The organism is Undibacterium sp. JH2W, from assembly GCF_049340425.1.
In the GTDB taxonomy this organism is placed as follows: Bacteria; Pseudomonadota; Gammaproteobacteria; order Burkholderiales; family Burkholderiaceae_D; genus Undibacterium.
This window is the reverse complement of record NZ_JBMPOT010000015.1, coordinates 57,239-76,624: the sequence shown is the minus strand read 5'-3', so window position 1 is coordinate 76,624 and position 19,386 is coordinate 57,239. Positions and strand designations below refer to the sequence as shown.

Sequence of the window (19,386 nt, the reverse complement as noted above, 5' to 3'; positions counted from 1 at the left end):
ATTGAAGAACCTATGACAAAAAAGATTGCGGATGCGGCAATCGCGGGTTTGCCTCATGCAGTACATGCAATGGCGGGCAATACTTAATGTGCTTGAATGGAATACTCTGGCTGTTGAAGCAAGCTTGAGAAGGCGAGAAATTATTATTTTAACTTTACTATATGATAATAATTTTGCACTGATTATTTTGACAAATTTGCATTAATGAGACATTTGTCAACATTTTCACAAAGATTGTATTTTTACCGGGTAATTGAAAGTTACCCGGTAGTTGCGCAGATAAGGCTTAAGCAAGCCCATCCCGCTCAGTTGATGGGAAGAAGATCAGGCTATCAAGGCTTGCACGGCTGCAATTTCATCAAACAGGAAGAAATGTCCTCCCGCAAACAGGTGCACTTCCGGTGCCTGCGCAAAACATTCGGCCCAGGCCAGACCATCGGCCAGGGCTATCCTGTCGTCCTTGCCCAGCAAGATGCGCACAGGCACATCATAGTCACGCAGGCTGCCATCGACATAGGCTTCTGCCGCACCTACGTCAGCGCGCAAGATGGGTTCAAATAATTCCATGAGCTGTGGTTCTGCCAGCACTTCTGCGCTGATGCCACCCATGTTTGCCACCCATGCCAGAAATTCTTTTTGCGGTAAATCTGCATGGTGCTGCAAAACCCGGCTATGTGGTGCAGCTGCACCTGAGAGCACCAGCCTTTGTGGCAGGCTGGCACCAAGTTCCACCAACCTGTCGAGCATGGCCAGGGCAATATAGGCCCCCATGCTATGACCAAACATGACATAGGGCTGGCCCGCCGTGGCACGCAGAGTGGGTTCCAGCAAGGCTGTCACCATCTCGGGTATGCTGTGCATCAGGGGATAACGCATATTGCTGCCATGGCCAGGTGGATCAAAGGTGATCCACTCATGCCCATGTTCACGCGCCAGCCTGGCATAGCTATAAGTGCTGCCACCAGCGTATGGATAGGCGATAATCTTCAATATGGTTTTCCTTTGACACAAAAATAGATTGCACTAGTAAAGAATATAAGTCACGCATGTCCGACCACAATAACAATCCGACCTTGAATGCGCAGGCAGAAATCTGGATAGCCAGACTCACGGATCTGCGCGAATACAGGCAAGAGCTACTGGCACTATTGAGCGATACTGAACATACCCGTTGCGCGCGCTATTTGCAACAGGATGACAGGGACAGGTATTTGGGCGGCCGCGCCATCGCCAAATTGGCGGCAGCCAAAATGACGGGCCTGCCATTGACAGATATCAGCATCATTCTGGCATCATCCGGCAAACCAGCGATAGCGCTTGCGAAGCAGGATTTCAAGGCACCGGCCATCAGCATTTCGCATGCTGGCGAGTTGGTCGTCGTGGCATTAGGGCATGACGCCGATATCGGTGTCGACGTGGAATTATTACATCACGATGTCAATCTTGATGATTTGATGGGCGTGGTTTGCGACTGCCGGGAAATCGCTGCCATCAATCGCCGTGATCAGAAAAGCCGGACACAAAAATTCTACGAGTTATGGGTATTAAAAGAAGCTTATCTGAAAGCCACTGGCGACGGTTTGTCTGCCGATGCCCGACGGCTGGTGTTCAGCGTGGATTATGGATCTGCAGTCAGCCTACTGCAAGGACTGGACAATAGCCCGGGTCATGCATGGGACTTTTTACTGAAACCATATGACCAGCAGCACGTATTCGCACTCGCAAGAAGAAAAACATCAGGGATGAAACTAAAAGACAAAGGCATATCAGCGCAGGGCATGACTATTTTCATGGATGCAGCGTCTTTGTTCAGGGATTTTTGCTCAGGTAAAACGAGATAGTAAAAAACGAGATCATGTCAGACTTGAATGCATCAGGCACATAGCCCGGATGAGCCATGTGCTCTACTCTGCTAGCGGGGAATTATTTCTTAATACTGAGGACGATAGAACCATTCCAGTTTGCACCACCGTTTTCAACGAGGATGCTCAAAACATTGGTGATTTCTGTCCATTCCATAGTGATTTTTGCACCGCCGATGTCAACGCCATCAGCTTTCAGTGTGCCATTTGCGTCAGACAGCAATTTGGTACGATATGCAGGATCTTGTGCGGATTTTGCGATTGCAGATGCCAGTTGGTCATATAAATGTGCCATTTTTCTTACCCCTAGTTTACGTAGTTCAACGAAGATTTTATCGGAATGAAACGAAACTCTCTGCTGCCGCAAATTTAAAACTCAAGTTCAAACCAAAGCTCAAATTTTAGGCAGCGAAGGCTATACTACACGCGCACAGAAATGATGTCTAGCTTTTAACAAATCATAAAAATATATTATTATTTTTGCGTTGTAAAAAGTACGGTTTGGATCAAAATTACGTCTAGAATATGCAGCATCTGGACCACAAACTTTCCTGTCAGGATCATTATGCCGAATATAAAAACCTTTACGCCTGCTGGCCGCCTCGACAGCAATAATTCTGCTGCATTTGAGAAAGAAATTCTCACTGCTATCGAGGCTGGTGAAGTACACATACTCATCGATTTTTCTGAGCTGGCTTACATCAGCAGTGCGGGCCTGCGTGTTATCTTGCTGACCGCCAAGAAAACCAAGGCCGCCAGCGGCAAGCTGGTACTCTGCAGCCTGAATGATTCTATCAATGAAGTATTTTTGGTCAGTGGCTTTAATACCATCCTGGATATACAGGCGAACAAGGATGCGGCGCTGGCACGTTTTTGAATTCATCAAACGGTCATAAAAAAGCCCCCGATTTTTTTTGCGAGGGCTTTTGACTTTGCGCAATGAACATCAAGCGTCTGCTGCTTCCATGATAGCCAGCGTCCACTCTGCCGCTCTTTCATAGGCTGTCGTCGTCACCGCTTCTTTCAGTTTAGGATCAGCATCCATGAGTTCCATGAATTGTTGTCTGTCAAGACTGATGCAAGTGCTATCGACCACGGCACGCACAGACCAGGTACGAGGTACTGGTCGTATCAAGGCCATTTCGCCAAAGTAGTCGCCATCATCCAGCATGCCCAGCGTTGTTTCTTTGTCGCCTTCTATCTTCACGTAGTTTTCCAGCTTGCCACGGGCAACAATATAGAACTTGCTGCCAGGCTCACCCTCTTCAAATACCGGCTTGCCTGCGGCAAAAGATTCTGACACCAGTGATTTTGAAAGTTTTTGCAAGACTTCGTCCGAACATTCTGACAGGAAAGGGATACCCCTGAGGCGTTCGACAGAAACACTGGCCTTGCCATCGTCGGTAATCGTGAAGCCGCTTTGCTTGCGCCACAGCATGGCATAGCGGCCATCTTTGGCCAGCAACTCTTCATGCGTGCCAGACTCGACCACCAGACCTTTTTCCATGACGATGATGAGATCGTAATTAGTGATATGGGTAAAGCGATGGGTCACGGATACCACGGTCCAGTCGGCAGAGATGGCATCGAGGGTCGCGCCTATCTCGGCCTCGGTATGGGCATCGAGTGCCGAGGTGGCTTCATCCAGGAAGAGTATGCGTGGATTGCGCAATAGTGCCCGCGCAATCGCAATACGCTGACGCTGACCACCAGACAGGCTGCCACCCTGGCTGCCGACCACGCTTTGATAGCCATTCGGAAAAGTCTCGATCAAGTCATGGATGCCAGCATCCTTGGCGGCAGCGATAATTTCTTCATCTGTTGCGTCCAGCCTGCCCATGCGTATGTTTTCAGCGATGCTGGTATCGAACAAGGCCGTGTTTTGCAAGACCACGCTGGTTTGTGCACGCAGCGATGCCTCTGTGCCATCGCGCAAGTCCACGTTATCGAGCAATATCTTGCCCTTGTTGGGATCATATAGTCGCATCAGCAAGGACAAGACCGTGGACTTGCCTGAACCTGAACCGCCGACGATGGCCACTGTCTTGCCCGCCGGGATTTCTATATCAACGCCACGCAAGATGGGGTGGTCGGCCTGGTAGGCAAATTCCACGCTTTGCAATTTCAAATTCTCTTGTATCGCTGGCAGCACCTTTGCAGTTGGACTATCCGGCAATGCTGCCTGCGCACCCAGCAGTTTTTGTATGCGCGAATAACTGTTCATACCCTGCACCAGCAAGGGGATGGCCTGGGTAAGGTTGTCAGTGGCTCCTCCAATGTTCAACAATAAGCCTATGAAGGCAATCAGCAAACCCGTGGTCAGAAAACCCATGACAGCCAGAATGGCACCCACACCGAGCACACCTATCTGCAGGAAACCGGCGGCAACATTGGTTGAACGTCCTATCATGGAGGTGAAAAAATTAGCCCTGAAATCATCTTCCTGCAAACGTGTCAATCTGTCGCCAAATTGCTGCTCGCGGTATTTGCTGAGATTGAAGGTGCGTATGGTCAGATGATTCAGTAAATTCTCTTGCACCATGCCGGCATTCCCGGATTGGAGGTCATCACGCGAGCGGCCAAACTTGCGCGCACGTGGGCCAAAAGGCTTGGGCGCAAAGGCAATCATGGGCATGAGTATCAGCGCCACCATGGCCAGCCGCCATTCAATGACGAATAGCAGGGTCAGGCTGGTGACGATGGTGACCAGGCGCATACAAAAACTGGGCAGGCCACGCACCAGGGCAGTTTCTATCGCCATCACGTCAGGACCAAAACAGGCGATGATGTCGCCCTGTGGTGTCTTGCTGAAAAAGTCAGTGGATTGCTTTTGCAGGTTGGCAAACATTCTTTCCTGCAAGCTCTTGGAGATGCGCGAACCTATGGTGGCCGTACCATAATCCTGCATCAAGCCTGCCCCCGCATTGAGTATGAAACCGACCGCCAGGACGCCCAGCAAGATCGCCAGCAAACCCATGTCCTTGTTGACGATGGCCTTATCGAAGATGTAACGGTAGCTTAAAGGCATGAGCAGATTGAAGGCAATTTGCACCAGCAAAGCCAGTGCCACCAGGCTGGCCAGCAACCTGTAGGTGAAAGCCAGGCCCAGCGCCTGACCGATAAATCCCCAGAAACTGACTTTATGTTCTTCCCCTGTCTTACCTGATTCATTCTTGGGTGTTACCGTTTGATTGCTCATGGTTGCTCCAGTTTACCGATTCGATGTCACTGCATCTGTGGAAGTGAGATAACTCATATTGACTGTTTCTGCTTTTTAACTCTGAATCTGCTTTTTAACTCTGAACAAAATTGTGTATGTCACCGGTATGACACCCAGGGTCAAGACCGTCCCCAGGGCCAGGCCGCCCACTATCACAACTGCCATGCCAAACCATAACTCACCGCCAAAAAGCATCAAGGGCACCAGGCCCAATATGCAAGTGAGCTTGGTCATGACTATGGGACGCAAGCGCTTAAGTGCAGCCATGACCACGGCTTCATAATGAGATTTTCCTTCATGGAGTTCTTCGGCGATACGCTCCAGCAGCAAGACGGCATTGTTGATGATGATGCCTGCCAATGCCAGAATGCCCATGATGGCCATGAACCCAAAATTCGCCCTGGTCAACAATAAACCGGCAACCGCACCGACCAGGCATAAGGGTATGGTGATGGCGATGACCAATACTTTTCGATAAGAAGAAAACTGCCACAGCATCAACAGCAATATGGATGCGAGTGCTACAGGTAAAAATTTCACCAGTGCCCCCTGGGCATTGCCCGAGGTTTCCAGCTCGCCGCCTACGCCTATGCGGTATCCCTCATCAAGCTTGATCTTTTCTATCTGTGGCCGCATCAGTTTGACCAGTGCATTGGCTGACAGACTCAGGCTTTTACCGGATACTGTCACAGTCCTGACACCATTGCGCCTGCGTATGGCACCGTCTTCTGGCACGCCTATGAGTTCTGCGATTTGCACCAGTGGTACCGAGGTCTGACCATTTTCGGAAAACACATTCAGGGTTTTCAACCTGTCGTAGGACATCATTTCCTTGTCCTTGCCCGTAACGACGATAGGGATGGTCTGGTCGCTATCGCGAAAAACACTGACTTGTATGCCAGTCAGTGCACCATTCAGGGAGAGCGCCACATCAGAAGAGGTGATGCCTGCCCGCCTGGCCAGGGCCTGGTCTATCTTGACCTGCAATTTCCAGGTGCGGTTTTCCCAGTCATCCTTGACATCAATGGTGTCTGGCAGGCCGCGCATCTGTTGCTTCAACTGTTCTGCCAGGGTCTTGAGTACGGTAGCATCACTACCGGTGATGCGAAATTCAACCAGGCCGGTTTCCGATCCACCCAGCCAGAATTTTTTGACCTCAGCCCGCAATTCAGGGAAGTTGGCATACAGGTAGTTGCGGGTGCGCTCCAGCGGCGCATCGACACTGGTGCCCAGCGGTACATTGACGACGATATAACCACGATGCGGCGCACCCGCTACCGGTGCCATGGCCAGCACAAAGCGCGGGCCGCCATAACCTGCATAAGCAACTACGCTACTGATTTCGGGGTTGGTCTTTTTATCCAGCAGCCAGGCATCCAGCCTCCTGATGGCCTGCTCGGTTTCCGCATAGGGAGAACCAGCCGGTAGATTGATGAGCACCATGTATTGGTTGCGTTCAGAATTCGGGAAAAATTGCTGTGGCACCAGACCAAAGCTTGAAATGGCAAGAACAAAAGCGAAGCTGACCACACCCAGAAAAATCAGTGGCTGCCGGAGTATGCTTTCCAGCAAGCGACGGTAACCACGATAAAAGCGACTGTCATAATGCTCTTCTGATTCTTGCTGATGGCTGGCAGATACCTTCATGAAATGGTAGCAGACCAGAGGCGTGAAAGTCAGCGCCAGCACCCAGGAACTAAGCACTGCAATGCTGGTCACCTGGGCCAGTGAGCGCACATATTCCCCGGTCTGGTCATCTGCCAGCAAGAGTGGCATGAAGGCCAAGACTATCGTCAGGGCCGAGGTCAGCAAGGGGGTCGATAAACTGACGCCTGCATCTATGCAGGCTTGCCGGCGCTCTTCGCCAGCCACCAGGCGACGCATGATATCTTCTGCGATGACGATGCCATTGTCCACCAGCAAACCCAGGGCAATGATCATGGAGGCGATGGAGACACGCTGCAATTCTATGCCCATCAGGCTCATGATGATGAGTGACATCAGCATGGTCAACGGCACGATGATGCCCACGATAAGACCCGTGCGCATGCCCAGGAAAACCATGACCACGATCAGCACGATGACCAGGGTTTCATACAGAGTGCGCTCCACATCGGCGATCAGATGACTGACCACTTCCGGTTGAAAAGTCGCAAAATCGAGCATGAAACCCAGCGGTAAACCGGCCTTGACTTCGCTTATGCGTGCCTTGAGGCTGTTACCAAAGGCCACCACATTGCCACCTTCCGCCATGGAGATGGCCAGCACGATGGCGGGCTTGTTATTGAACAAGGCACCGGTACTACGTGGCTCTACATAGGCACGACGCAAAGTCAGGACATCGGACAGGGCTATCGCCTGGCCGGTCCTGGGGATGAGGATGGGGGTTTTTTCTATATCCGCCATGTCATTGAAATTGCCGGTAGGTTCCAGCGTGACGATGGCTTTGTCTGCGACGACCTGGCCACCAGGCAAGACCACATTTTGCTTTTGCAGGCTGGCCAGCACATCACCTAGCGACAGGCCCAGGCGCGACAACTGTGCCGGTGAACCTTCCAGGTATATTCTTTCTGACGGCAGTCCATGCACTTCGACTCTGCGCACACCAGGAAAACTGCTCAGGTTGTCACGCAACTTGAGCGCCACCTGGCGCATCTCTGCCATGGTGAAACCATCCGCAGTGATGGCCAGCGTGGCGATTGCGACATTACCAAAATCATCGTTGACGCTGGGGCCGCTGATACCATCTGGCAGGGATGAACGGGCATCCGCCATCTTGTTGCGCAGCTTTTGCCATAGCGGTTCAAGCTGGAAATATTTGTCATACAGTTTGACGCTGATGATGGTGCCGCCAGTAAAGGCGGTGGAAGTGATTCTTTGCACTTCAGGGATTTCGCGTATCTTTTCTTCCAGTGGGCGTGTCAGTAGTTGCTCTACCCGTTCTGGTGACATACCGGGATAATATGCACTGACGATGGCTTCCCTGACCTTGACAGGTGGATCTTCCTGCGCAGGATAATTCAGGAACAGGCTGATGCCTAGGCCAGTAATCAGGACGATACAGGCCAGCAGCAGACGTGGATTCTTGAATGCATATGCGGTGAGCTTGATCATTACTAAGCCTGTGAAAAATCACTTCGGATAATCTGCCGGATGCCCGTTAACTCCTGATCCCAGCCCTGGCCTTGACCCCAGCCTGGTACCAGCAGGGAACCCCATTCAAATCCTGCTGCCGCCTTTGCCATCTTTCAGCAAAGCCTTCACCACCTGCCCATCCGACAAAAAAGCCACGCCTGCCACCACCACTTCGTCACCAGCCTTCAGCCCTTCATCGATTTCTACATCCTGCTCATTGACTGCCTTGATCCTGACTTCCACACGCCTGACTTTGCTGCTCTGCCCATCCAGCACAAAGGCAAAACCACGGCCTGGCGCGTTGCCTGGAACAATGGCTTGCAGGGGAACAATAATGTTTTTCCCGAACTGTACTTCCTGGTTTGCTACGCCTGCAAGTGCAAACTGCACATTAGCCGTCACACCAGGGCGCAAACCCGTGGTATCGCCAGACAGGCTGATATAGCTGGGAAAAGCATCACCAGCCGTGGCCCTGGCATCAATACGGCTGACCTTGCCTTCCAGCTTGCGCTCACCTATCTGCACCTTGACGGCTGTGCCCAGATCAAAGCCAGTCATCAGCTTGTCGGGTACACGTATCGCTACCCGCAAACCGGCTGCCCCATCCAGGCGCATGATGGCTTGCCCGGCATTCACATCGGCAAAGGCTTCTATCAGGCGGGCAGAAATCCTGCCATCGGCGGGTGCCAGCAACAGGGTGTAATCGAGATCACGTTTTGCCAGCGCCAGGGCAGATTCACTATTGCTGAGACGAGTCTCTGAAGCTGCCAGTTCCACCCTCTGCTTCTCCAGCATATTGCCTGTCATATAGCCCTGCTCCCTGAGTTTGGATTGGGCGGCCAGGGCATCGCGCTTTTCTTTGCGCTCTGTCATCGCACTTTGCAGACCGGCCTGGGCGTTTTTCAACTTGAGTTCATAGGCCATGGGGTCCAACCTGGCCAACACCTGACCTTTCTTAACCTTATCCCCCTCATTGACGGCAAGTTGTATAACCCTGCCCTGTACCGGAAATGCCAGGTTCCAAACCTCTGCTGGCTGCAACTCCCCAACCAGGGAACGGAAGCGCTGTTCACCACCAGCCTGTGCCGTCACAGTTTTCACCCTGGGGGTGATATCTGCCTGTACTGCCTTGGGTTTGTCACCACAGGCAGCCATGAAAAAAGGCAGCAAAACGAATAACAGCAAACTGCTCAGGCAGTGCTGTCTCGGATCACAGAATACGATGCGGCGAGAAACTGACATGATGACCTCATTTCAGTGCGTGTGTCCCGGAAAGCAAATCGGCAAGATAGCCAGACAAAAGGCGTATCGTCGGATAATCCCAAATGATGGTTGATTCAATTTCCATACCCAGTAATTCATCGAGTTCCACGATAAGGTCCATGACATCAACAGAATCCAGGCCCAGGCTATTGAAGGGCATGTCGGGATCAATATCGTCCGCCAACTGCCCCTGTATATTTGCCACACGCTTGACCAGCCAGTCTTCCAGCTGATCTGCCTTCCATTGTCTATTTGCGGTTGCGTCCGTCATTGTCTACCCTGGAATGTAATTTGACTTACTCTTTATTGCGATATTCTGCCGATGCAGTGCGTGATCTGATGTTGTCAGGCAATTCTGCAAAAACCCTGCGGTTCTGCCCATAACTGGTCTTGCCACTGGTGGTCTTGCTGATGCCCATGGGGCCAACAAAACGCAGATGCGTAATCGTGATTTCTGCCGGTGCTATCGCCAGCCTGATCTGGTTGGCGAGTTTTTCCAATTCCGTATTCAGGATCTGTTCATGGCTGTCAGAAAACCAGCTTCTGGCAGTACGTGCCAACTCGCAGATGACGATAATGCTTTCATTTTTGGCACTCGCATCATCATAGGAAAAAACGGCAACATCCTCAATCCCGGCGACTGTATTCTGTATCAATGCTTCCACATCATGTGGATATATATTGCGGCCATTCAGTATCATTAACTCTTTGCTGCGCCCGGTGACGTAGAGTTGCCCATCAACAACGGCACCGATATCGCCTGTCACCAGATAGCGCGATTGAGGCTGGTCAGCGAGCTGGGCATGGAAAGTCAGCTGGCTTTGTTCAGGGTTATTGAAATAGGTCTCGGGCACACTGGGGCCAGTGATCCAGATTTCACCTATCTTGCCATCGACCAGCCTGAGTTTGCTGAGAGGGTCGGCAATGGCTATGCGCTCAGGGTCGGCATAACCACTGGCGACCAGTTGACGGCTGTCATCTTCATTCAGCGGTGCACCTAGATTGCCCTGCTCCAAACCCAATACCGACACCATGCGTATGACAGGATCATGGTTGCCGGTGGCAAACAGCGTGGTTTCTGCCAGGCCATAGCAGGTCAGCATATTTGTATTGGAATAGCCGGCCTGGGCAAAACGATGTTCAAATTTTTGCAGGGTGATGGCACGTATCGGTTCGGCACCGTTGTAGGCTGTCTTCCAGGCTTGCAAGTGCAGACTACATATATCCTCATCCGCTATCCGGTCAGCGCAAAGCTGATAGGCAAAATTGGGGCCGCCGGACATGACCTTGCGGCCATCATCTTGCGCCGACACCAGTTGCAGCCACCGCACCGGGCGTTTGATGAAGGCCGATGGTGCCATGCTGACGCAGGGTATACCACCGTAGATGGGCGTCAACAAGCCACCTATCAAACCCATGTCATGATAATGCGGCAGCCAGTTAACCATGACAAACTCGGGATCGACCCTGAAGTCTTTTTGTATCTGCGCCAGATTGGCAGCCAGGTTGCTGTGGCTGACCAGCACGCCCTTGGGTAAGCTGCTGGAGCCGGAGGTGTACTGGATGAAGGCATAGTCTTGCGCCTTGCGCCCCGTCATGTCCCTGCCCACACCCAATACTTTCAACTGTATAGTGCTGAGTATATGCATGCCTTCCAGAACCGGGCTGGAGGCAAACACATCTTGTAATCGCAACACTTCAGTCTCGCTGGTCAGCAACATCGTCGCACCGCAATTGCTGACGATGGCTTCCAGTATATGCGCCTCACGACCACGTCTGGGCATGGCAATGGGGATGGCGATGATGCCCGCAATCTGACAAGCCAGGAAAGCCAGTATGAAATCCAGCCCCGGCGAAAACGCCAGTATCATCATGCGCGGATGATCATCAGTCCAGCTCAATTGCAACAGGCCCTGGGCTATGCTTTCACTGGCGGCATACAGCTCCTGACGGCTCAGGTGCTCGGCCAGGTCTTGCGAGCGTTCTGGCACCCAGGACATGGCTGCGGCATCAGCATCCAAGTCCATGTGGGCACGGTATTGATCCAGTAATGTCAGGGGACTGGCCTTCATGTCTGCATATCCGTTGGCAATTGAAATAATTCAGCCAGTGCGACTATGGCTGCACGCTTGCGTTCTTCGATATGCCACATGTGGTAGATGATGATGCTGTCGGCATCGTAGCGCTCCTGTATCGCCAGTATCTGGTCGCGGCAGGATGCTGGCGTACCACAGATATTGACGCACATGGTACTGCCTATCCAGCTTTCTACCTGTTGCTTTTGAGCCTGGGCAATCTCTTCGGTATCAGCACAGACGCAACTGAGGGCAATGGCGATTTTTGCCTTGTCTGTATTACCCTGGTATTCGCCATACTGGCGTTGATAGGCTGCGGTGATGGCAGCATCTTGCGTACTGGCACGGTGGAATAGCGAGTAGGCATAGCTGGCTGCCGACTTTGCTGCCAGCTCTGCCGTACCAAAGCCTGAGCCCATGATCCACAGTGACGGACGCTCCGCAAAGCATGGCGTTGCTGCGTGGGCAAAGCGGTGTCCATCAGGGAAATCACCATCCAGGTAGCGCTTCAGATTCGCCAGCTTTTCAGCAAACTGTTTGGTGATGACAGCGGGTGGTTCATCAGAACCTGTCAATGCGGCCAATGCAACTGGATCAGCAGGCACGCCGCCACAAACTCCCAGCACGACACGACCACCTGACAAGACAGATAAGCCGCGGTAATTCTCTGCCACGGCCAGCGGGCTATATAGCGGCAACAATACGGCCGCAGAACCCAGGCCTATACGCTGCGTGGCTTGCGCCAGCGCAGCCAGCATCATTTCTGGTGCTGCCCATGAGAAATGGGATTCGTGGTGTTCGGCCAGCCATAGGCGCTCATAACCCAGTTGATCGGCCAGCTTCGCCATCCTGAAGGTTTGCGCCACCACATCGACACCATTCTGGCCGGGGGCAATAATACCCAGATCCAGCAGGGATAAGCTCAAGCTACTCATGCGGCCGCCTTTGCAGTGATTGTGGAAGGGTCAGGATCAACCGCGCTATAGGTATTCCAGAACAGCACACGCCGCCCTTGCAAGGTGGATTTGCGGAACATCGCCAGGGTCTTGGAAATATAGGTAGTCTCGGTGCGGAAATTGCTGGCCTCTGCCACTTCCCTGGCAGCTTCGTCGGCATCTGCATTGCTTTGCCCGTAACCTGGTGCGGCAAAGTCATCAACCCAGAGTATGTCGCCAAACTGTGGTTCTTTGGCATAACCAGCCTGGCGCAACAGGTCCAGGGTTTTCATCGCCAGTTTTTTCATCTTGGCAGGCCCCGTGATCATCATCGGTACCATGCGCACCGCCACCACACGTATGGGCAAACCCGCCATTGCCAGGCCCAGCCAGACGCCGGATGCGGTGGCGCAAGTACCGGTGGGTATGACGATGTCATCGATCATCGGTAGCTCACCGCTTTTGATGGCAGCCGCAATTTCCAGAGCGCCTTCGATGACGCCCAGCACGCCTATGGGATGATGCGAGCCTGGTGGTATCCAGTAAGGGCGCTGTCCCTGATGACGACGATAACGTATGCGCAGGAAAGCCATCGGCACGTCAAGGAAGCGCTCACAGCGCAGGAATTCCATCCCCAATGCTGGCAGCAGGCGCTTGTTCAAGCCTGCCTCATGTACATTTGGCTGCGGTGTCAGCAAGGCACGTGCATGCAGACCGTGTATGCGTGCAAAAGTCGCTGTCGCCAATACCTGATGGCTGCCCAGTGGCCCCATGGTGGCGACGCTGGTCGCGCCTTTGGCGATAGCGTCACCAAAGAAATATTCGAGGTTCCTGACCTTGCTGCCGCCGTATATCGGTGAGCTGAGATCATCACGCTTTACCCATAGCGCTTGCAAATTCCAGCGTGCTGCCAGGCTGGTTTCATGGCTGATGGGTGTCGGCCTTTGTACCAGATCGACAGGTTTATACATCGCATCCAGGCCGGGCACCATGGCGGTAAGCAGTCGCGCTGTCATCATGCATGCTCCGCTGGATTGAGCATGGCCGGGCTCAGGTACTGAAATTCTTCCGCCAGTGCACTGAAACAGCTAGCCTCACTGCGATCCAGATAAGCTTGCAGGCGTGGCTCCAGATCAGGATAGGTGCGCAATCTTTGCAAGAGTGCAGGCACGACTCTTTGCAGGCAGGCCAGCATGAGTAGGGATGGGTTGCGGTATTCCGCCTCTACATCGGCCACCGGCCCCAGCATGAAGTGGCGCACGGTTTTACTAAGGTCAGCAAAAGCAGCCATCAGCATTTCCATGAAAGCAGCATCGCTCCTGACTTCAGCCATGGGGATGATGGAACCCAGATCGACAAAACCACCATCGATGACGGCATTTTGCATTTCCAGACAATGACCTATGCCTATGTGTTCTGTGCGGCCAGGCAAGAAACCCAGTACTAGCATGCGGGCGACCAGGTCTATCCAGCGGTCTACCACCTGTTCTGGTGTCAGGCCATAGCCCGCCGTCAGGCTGCTCAGTCTCTGCAGCCAGGGTGTATCGCCAAGCTTTTTCAATTCCACAGGCAAATGCGCAACACGTAATGGCAGACTGGGGTAATGATAGATAATTGCCGCCAGGCCATCTGCGGATGAAGTTTCCACTATGCGCATTGCCCTTTCTGACAGCAGACTACGCAAGGCCGTGAGATGGCTATCGCGTGCCGACGCAGGCCAGGCTAGCACCAGCAAGGGCGTCGGTATGCAAGCCAGTTGGCCGAAACGCCGTAGATGCGCCTGCTGCAACATGCAGGCAGCTTTCGCATCCTCCACTGCTTCAAAGGCACTGATGGCCAGCGGGATTTTTTGTTCGACCAGGGCAAAATGCTCAGCCGCAGAAAACAGCGACTTACCGCGCACGGGATAATCAATGCGAAATTGCGCCAGGACCGCCAGATGCTGGTCACGGTCATGCGCATACACTTCCGTACCCTTGTGCGCCAGCACACCTGCGCCAGTATCCTGGTAAAAAGCCCGCAAGTGGCGATAAGGCCGCTGGTATGCACCAGACTGAAAAGGGTTAATGCCATGTGCGCAAGGCAGATTGACACGCAGTGCTGCCAGCCGCGCATCGAGATCGGGCAAAATGGCTGACAGGGCTGTATGCAGCTCAGCCGCTACTGTCGTCACATCCCACAAAACCCGTTCTACTTTATGGGCAGTAATGCTTGCTTGCTCCGTCATCGCATCTTTCATGATGGTGTTGCTCATGGTGTTACCCCTGGCTTGCGCAATTCTTTCAGTCTTTGCAAACCACTCTTGCGCAAATCACGTTTTGCCGCTTCCTGACGCTCTGCACCATCGAGTGACAACATGCTGGTCAGGCTGGCATAGCTGATGCTGGCGTCGGCAGCGACCTGGCCCAGCACGGCGATAAATTCTCGTTGTATGCTTTGTGCAGTTGCTACGGTAAATAAGTCAGTACTGAATTCCAGTGTGGCACGCAATTGTGGCTCATCAATGACAGTCAGCAGCAAATCGTATTTGGCGGTGTCAGTATGTAAATCGACTGCCTGTATTTGGAAGTGTTTATTGTCGAGTTGCGCCAGCGGTGCATTTTGCAAAACAAACTTGTGCTGGAATAGTGGCATGCCGCCAGCATCGCGTGGTGGGTTCAACTCCTGCACCAGCAAGTCAAATGGCAGGTGCTGATTGAAATAGGCTTGCAAACTGGTTTGCCTGACCTTGCCCAGTATATCGGCAAAGCTGTGGCAGTCAGCAAAATTGCTGCGCAAGACCAGTTGATTAACGAAGAAGCCCAGTATTTTTTCTGCCAGTGGATGATCCCTGCCTGCGATATCGCTGCCAACAACAATATCATCCTGGCCAGACCTGTGGCGCAGGACGACATGAAAAGCCGTCAGCAAGAGCATGAACAGGGTAGCGGAATGCTGGCGTGCGACACGGCGCAAATCATCGGACAGTTTGCTATCAAACCCGAAACCGATACGCGCACCAGCATGGTTGCTGTTTGCCGGGCGAGGAAAATCGGCAGGCAAGTTCAAGCGTGGCAAGGCAGCAAGTTGCTGCTTCCAGTATTGCATTTCCTTATCCAGATATTGCGCCTGCACCTGTTGTTCCCACCAGTGGCTGAAGTCAGCGTATTGCAATGCGGGTTCTGCAAATGCCTGGGCGTTGCTTATCTCAGCGGCATAGGCTTGCAAGAGTTCTTGCGCAAACAGCGCAATCGCCCAGCCATCTGTGGCGATGTGATGTATCAGTATCAGCACATAGGTTTGCTGCTCGCCATTGAGCAAGAGGCTCAGACGTACCGGTCTTTCATTTTCCAGATCAAAGACCTGGCTGGCCAGTTGTTTGAGTCTGGCATTGATCTGTATTTCATCCAGATTTTCTTTAGCGATATCTTCAACATTAATTGACAACTCAGCGTCATCAGCCACAACCTGCATGACAGCACCCTGCCCTTGCTTTTGTATGCACAGGTTAAGGATTTCATGGCGTGCCACCACTTGTTGTACCGCGCGCTGGAAAGCAGCCTGATCCAGATTGCCATCCAACCGTGCCGCCAGTGCGACATTGTAGTTGGCGCTGGCTGGCTCCATCTGGTGCAAAAACCACAGGCGCGATTGCGCACGTGACAAGGGCAAACCCTGAGCCCGATTCAATGTGGGTAAAGCCGCAGCCTCTACTGGCGCATGACCGCTCAGTAATTCGCGTACTGCTCTTGCCAAAGAATGCAGGGTTGGATATTCAAATATCAGGCGCAAAGGCAGGTCCACCGAGAAGGCAGCGCGTAACCTTGCCATGACGACTGTTGCCCGCAATGAATGCCCACCCAAGGCAAAGAAATCATCACTGGCATGCACGCCCGGCACAGACAATACTTCTGACCAGGCCGCTGCAATGATGTCCTGCACGGCATCAGTACTAGCCTGCTGCTGTGCATGTGCATTGCCCTTGCGCTCAGGCAGTGGCAGGTTTTTCCTGTCCACCTTGCCATTGACTGACACTGGCACACTGTCCAGCTGCAAGAAATGCGAGGGTAGCATGCTGGTGGGCAGTTGCGCTTGCAGATGCAGGCGCAACTCCTCTGCTCCCAAATTCTGGCCGTGGTGCAGGACATAGTAGGCAATCAATTCCTTGTCGGATTTACCCGAGGCCGGGCCAGCGTCATTGTGGTCATGGACTATGCAAATCGCATCACGTATCGCTGCATGCCTGCCCATGGCGATTTCTATCTCACCCAGCTCTATGCGAAAGCCGCGTATCTTGACCTGGTTATCGAGACGACCAAGGAATTCCATGACACCATCAGCATAAAAACGGGCACGGTCGCCCGTTTTGTACATGCGTGCATCCTGCACATCCGGTCTTGCATGGGGATCATGCAGGAAGCGCTCTGCCGTCAACTCAGGCTGGCCCACATAACCTTCGGCCAGGCAATCACCACCTATATACAAGTCGCCGGGCAGGCCCACAGGCAAAGGCTGCAAGTCTGCATCAAGGATATAGTAACGGGCGTTCTGTATAGGTCTGCCATAAGGGACGCTGACCCAGTCTGGCTGTAACTGTCCCACGATATGGTAATTAGACCAGATCGTCGCCTCAGTCGCACCTCCGAGGGCAACGACGCAGACGCCGGGGAAAGCGGCTTTCATGCGGTCTGGCAGGGCCAGCGGTATCCAGTCACCACTGAGGAAGATCAGGTGCAGCCTGGCAGTGGCAGTGACCGCAGAACCTTGTGGCAATAATGATTCCAGTTGCCATAAAGCCGCAGGGGCGGAATCCCAGAAGCTGATATTTTCCGTTTCTATTATTTTCAGCAAACGCTCAGGATCAGCAATCTCGGCCTCACTGGCGATCCTGACGACGCCGCCTGCGGCCAATATGCCAAAGATGTCATACACGGACAAATCAAATGCGGGTGAAGTGACAAACAAGAGTTTGTCCTGCGCGTCTATGTCAAATGTGTGGTTCACCCACTCTATGAGGTTAATGGCTTTTTGATGCAAGACCAGCACACCCTTGGGCTTGCCGGTGGAACCGGATGTAAAAATCACATAAGCCGGGTCTTGCGGGCGTGCCCGATTTTGCAAGGCTGCGACTGGCAAGACTGTCGTCTTATCAACACAGACGACTTGCAATTGCCGTTCATTTGCCAGGGCCTGCGTGCTATCCATCAAAGTGCCGACCGTCAGTATGCAGCGCACCGGCAGGCTATCAAAAATTGCCATGACGCGGGCAGCAGGCAGTTGCGGTTCGATAGGCACATAGTGATGGCCGCTGGCGACTACCGCCAACAGGGCAACCAGCATGTCGCGGTCACGCGTGAGTCTGATGGCGACTGGTGAATTCGCGCTCAATCCCAGGGCATTGATGGCATGCACCACCTGGCTGACCCTGTCTTGCAAACTGGCATAGCTCATACTGCCTTGCGCGTCAATGAGGGCTGTTGCGTTCGGTGTACGAGCTGCCTGATCTATGAAAATACTCGCCAGCGTGGCCGTAGTGTCATATGCGCAGGCAGTGTCATTCCATTGCTGTAATTGCAGTTCACGCTGCTCTGTTGTCAGCAAATACAAATCGCTGACAGGCTGCTCGCTATTCGCATGCGCCAGTTGCTGCAACAAGAAGCGGTATTGATACAGCATGGCTTGCGCTGTTGCGGGCTCTATGCGCGTAGTGTCTGCCAGCAGGCGCAAATGCAGGCCATCATCTTTCGGCTCGACGATCAAGGTCAGCGGATAATTCGATTCTTCCTGCAAATGGTAATCGATGATGCTGGCACCACCCAGTTGATTGCCCTGCACCGCCAGCGGGTAATTTTCATAGACGACGATAGTGTCAAACAGTGCCTGGCCCGACGGCAGTTCACTCCATTCAGCCACGCGACTCAGGCTGCTGTGCTCATGTTCACGCGATGCTGCCAGGTGTCTGTGCACATCGCTCAGCAGGCTGGCAATACTGTGGTCTGCGCCATGCCTGACGCGCAGCGGGATAGTATTGATGAACAGGCCCACCATCTGCTCTACCCCATCCAGTTCAGCAGACCGGCCAGATGTGGTGATGCCAAACAGCACGTCCTTGCTGTCTGCATATCGTGACAAGAGCAAACCCCAGCAAGCCATGATGGCGCTGACTGTGGTGACGCCAGTTTTTTGCGACAGGGCTGATAATGCACTAAAGTCATCAGCAGCCAGCAGGCTTTCAAAAGCCAGGACTTTTGCAGCCGTTCCTGTGTTGCGTTTCAACACCGGTAAACTGGTCGCTTGCTCAAAGCCGCGCAGGGTATGACGCCAGTAATCTTCTGCTGCCAGGTTATCGCGTTTGCCCAGCCAGTGTAAAAAGTCAGTATAGGGGCGCTCGGCTGGCAGGCTGGCTGCCTTGCCCTGCAATAAATCTGCATACTGTTGTGCCACCGCAGCCAGCACCAGGCCAGATGCCCAGCCATCGAGTATCAGGTGATGATGGCTCCATATCATCTCCCATTCATGTTCGGCCCAGCGTAATATGCTGACGCGCATCAGCGGCGCGCTATCCAGTGCAAAGCCTTGCTGGCTGTCTGCCTGTAAGAATTGCTGGCGCAAGGCTTCATGCTCGTACCTGGGTGAACATTGATAATCGACGACTTTGAATGGCAGGACGATCGCAGCCTGCAATTGCTGGCGCGGCTGATCCCCTGTCCACAAGAAACGCATGCGCAAGGCGCAGTGATGGGCAATGACGGTTTCCCAGGCTTGCTGCAATTTTGCGGTATCAAGATCACCTTGCAGGCGCACTTGCAATTGCTGGAAATAAGCAGCGCTGGCCGGTTCACGCAAGTGGTGAAACAGCATGCCTTGTTGCATGGCCGTCAGGGGGAAAACCATTTCCATATTTGTTCCAGCCCTCA

The 19,386-nt window shown here is 53.1% G+C and carries 13 protein-coding genes; 2 read left to right on the top strand and 11 right to left on the bottom strand.

Annotation, left to right across the window (positions count from 1 at the left end; genetic code table 11):
• Window positions 1–324: 324 nt before the first annotated feature.
• Window positions 325–990, bottom strand: a complete 666-nt coding sequence (locus ACO0LC_RS21620; RefSeq protein WP_423006969.1) for a thioesterase II family protein — start codon at window positions 988–990, stop codon at window positions 325–327.
• Between the two features lie 56 nt (window positions 991–1,046).
• Between ACO0LC_RS21620 and ACO0LC_RS21615 the strand changes: the two genes are divergently transcribed.
• On the top strand, window positions 1,047–1,841 hold the full coding sequence (locus ACO0LC_RS21615; RefSeq protein WP_423006967.1) for a 4'-phosphopantetheinyl transferase family protein: 795 nt from the start codon (window positions 1,047–1,049) through the stop codon (window positions 1,839–1,841).
• 82 nt (window positions 1,842–1,923) lie between these two features.
• On the opposite strand, the gene ACO0LC_RS21610 is transcribed toward ACO0LC_RS21615, so the two are convergent.
• Window positions 1,924–2,157 carry a hypothetical protein gene (locus tag ACO0LC_RS21610; RefSeq protein WP_423006965.1) on the bottom strand — a complete coding sequence of 78 codons (234 nt, stop codon included), beginning with the start codon at window positions 2,155–2,157 and terminating at the stop codon, window positions 1,924–1,926.
• Window positions 2,158–2,427: 270 nt separating this feature from the next.
• On the opposite strand from ACO0LC_RS21610, the gene ACO0LC_RS21605 reads away from it, so the two are divergent.
• Window positions 2,428–2,739, top strand: a complete 312-nt coding sequence (locus ACO0LC_RS21605; protein WP_423006963.1) for an STAS domain-containing protein — start codon at window positions 2,428–2,430, stop codon at window positions 2,737–2,739.
• 69 nt (window positions 2,740–2,808) lie between these two features.
• Here the strand turns inward: ACO0LC_RS21605 and ACO0LC_RS21600 are convergent, their stop codons facing one another.
• From ACO0LC_RS21600 to ACO0LC_RS21560, 9 genes are all read right to left on the bottom strand, one after another.
• Window positions 2,809–5,061 carry an ABC transporter transmembrane domain-containing protein gene (locus ACO0LC_RS21600; RefSeq protein WP_423006961.1) on the bottom strand — a complete coding sequence of 751 codons (2,253 nt, stop codon included), beginning with the start codon at window positions 5,059–5,061 and terminating at the stop codon, window positions 2,809–2,811.
• Window positions 5,062–5,136: 75 nt separating this feature from the next.
• Window positions 5,137–8,196 (bottom strand): efflux RND transporter permease subunit, encoded by a 3,060-nt coding sequence (locus ACO0LC_RS21595; RefSeq protein WP_423006959.1) that lies wholly within the window; start codon window positions 8,194–8,196, stop codon window positions 5,137–5,139.
• Between the two features lie 105 nt (window positions 8,197–8,301).
• Complete coding sequence (locus ACO0LC_RS21590; protein ID WP_423006957.1) at window positions 8,302–9,459, bottom strand: efflux RND transporter periplasmic adaptor subunit; 1,158 nt, start codon at window positions 9,457–9,459, stop codon at window positions 8,302–8,304.
• A 7-nt stretch (window positions 9,460–9,466) separates the two neighbouring features.
• Entirely contained in the window at window positions 9,467–9,751 is a 285-nt protein-coding gene (locus ACO0LC_RS21585; protein WP_423006955.1) for an acyl carrier protein, read from the bottom strand.
• A 25-nt stretch (window positions 9,752–9,776) separates the two neighbouring features.
• The gene (locus ACO0LC_RS21580; protein ID WP_423006953.1) at window positions 9,777–11,552 is read right to left on the bottom strand and encodes a fatty acyl-AMP ligase; all 1,776 of its coding nucleotides are present in this window, start codon (window positions 11,550–11,552) and stop codon (window positions 9,777–9,779) included.
• Window positions 11,549–12,490: an MsnO8 family LLM class oxidoreductase gene (locus tag ACO0LC_RS21575; RefSeq protein WP_423006951.1), complete on the bottom strand. Its 942-nt coding sequence runs from the start codon at window positions 12,488–12,490 to the stop codon at window positions 11,549–11,551. Before ACO0LC_RS21575 ends, ACO0LC_RS21580 begins: the two co-directional genes overlap by 4 nt.
• Window positions 12,487–13,509: a 1-aminocyclopropane-1-carboxylate deaminase/D-cysteine desulfhydrase gene (locus tag ACO0LC_RS21570; RefSeq protein WP_423006949.1), complete on the bottom strand. Its 1,023-nt coding sequence runs from the start codon at window positions 13,507–13,509 to the stop codon at window positions 12,487–12,489. Before ACO0LC_RS21570 ends, ACO0LC_RS21575 begins: the two co-directional genes overlap by 4 nt.
• Window positions 13,506–14,744, bottom strand: a complete 1,239-nt coding sequence (locus ACO0LC_RS21565) for a hypothetical protein (protein ID WP_423006947.1) — start codon at window positions 14,742–14,744, stop codon at window positions 13,506–13,508. The genes ACO0LC_RS21570 and ACO0LC_RS21565 overlap by 4 nt, the downstream gene beginning before the upstream one ends.
• Window positions 14,741–19,369, bottom strand: a complete 4,629-nt coding sequence (locus ACO0LC_RS21560) for an amino acid adenylation domain-containing protein (RefSeq protein ID WP_423006945.1) — start codon at window positions 19,367–19,369, stop codon at window positions 14,741–14,743. The genes ACO0LC_RS21565 and ACO0LC_RS21560 overlap by 4 nt, the downstream gene beginning before the upstream one ends.
• Window positions 19,370–19,386: the final 17 nt, after the last annotated feature.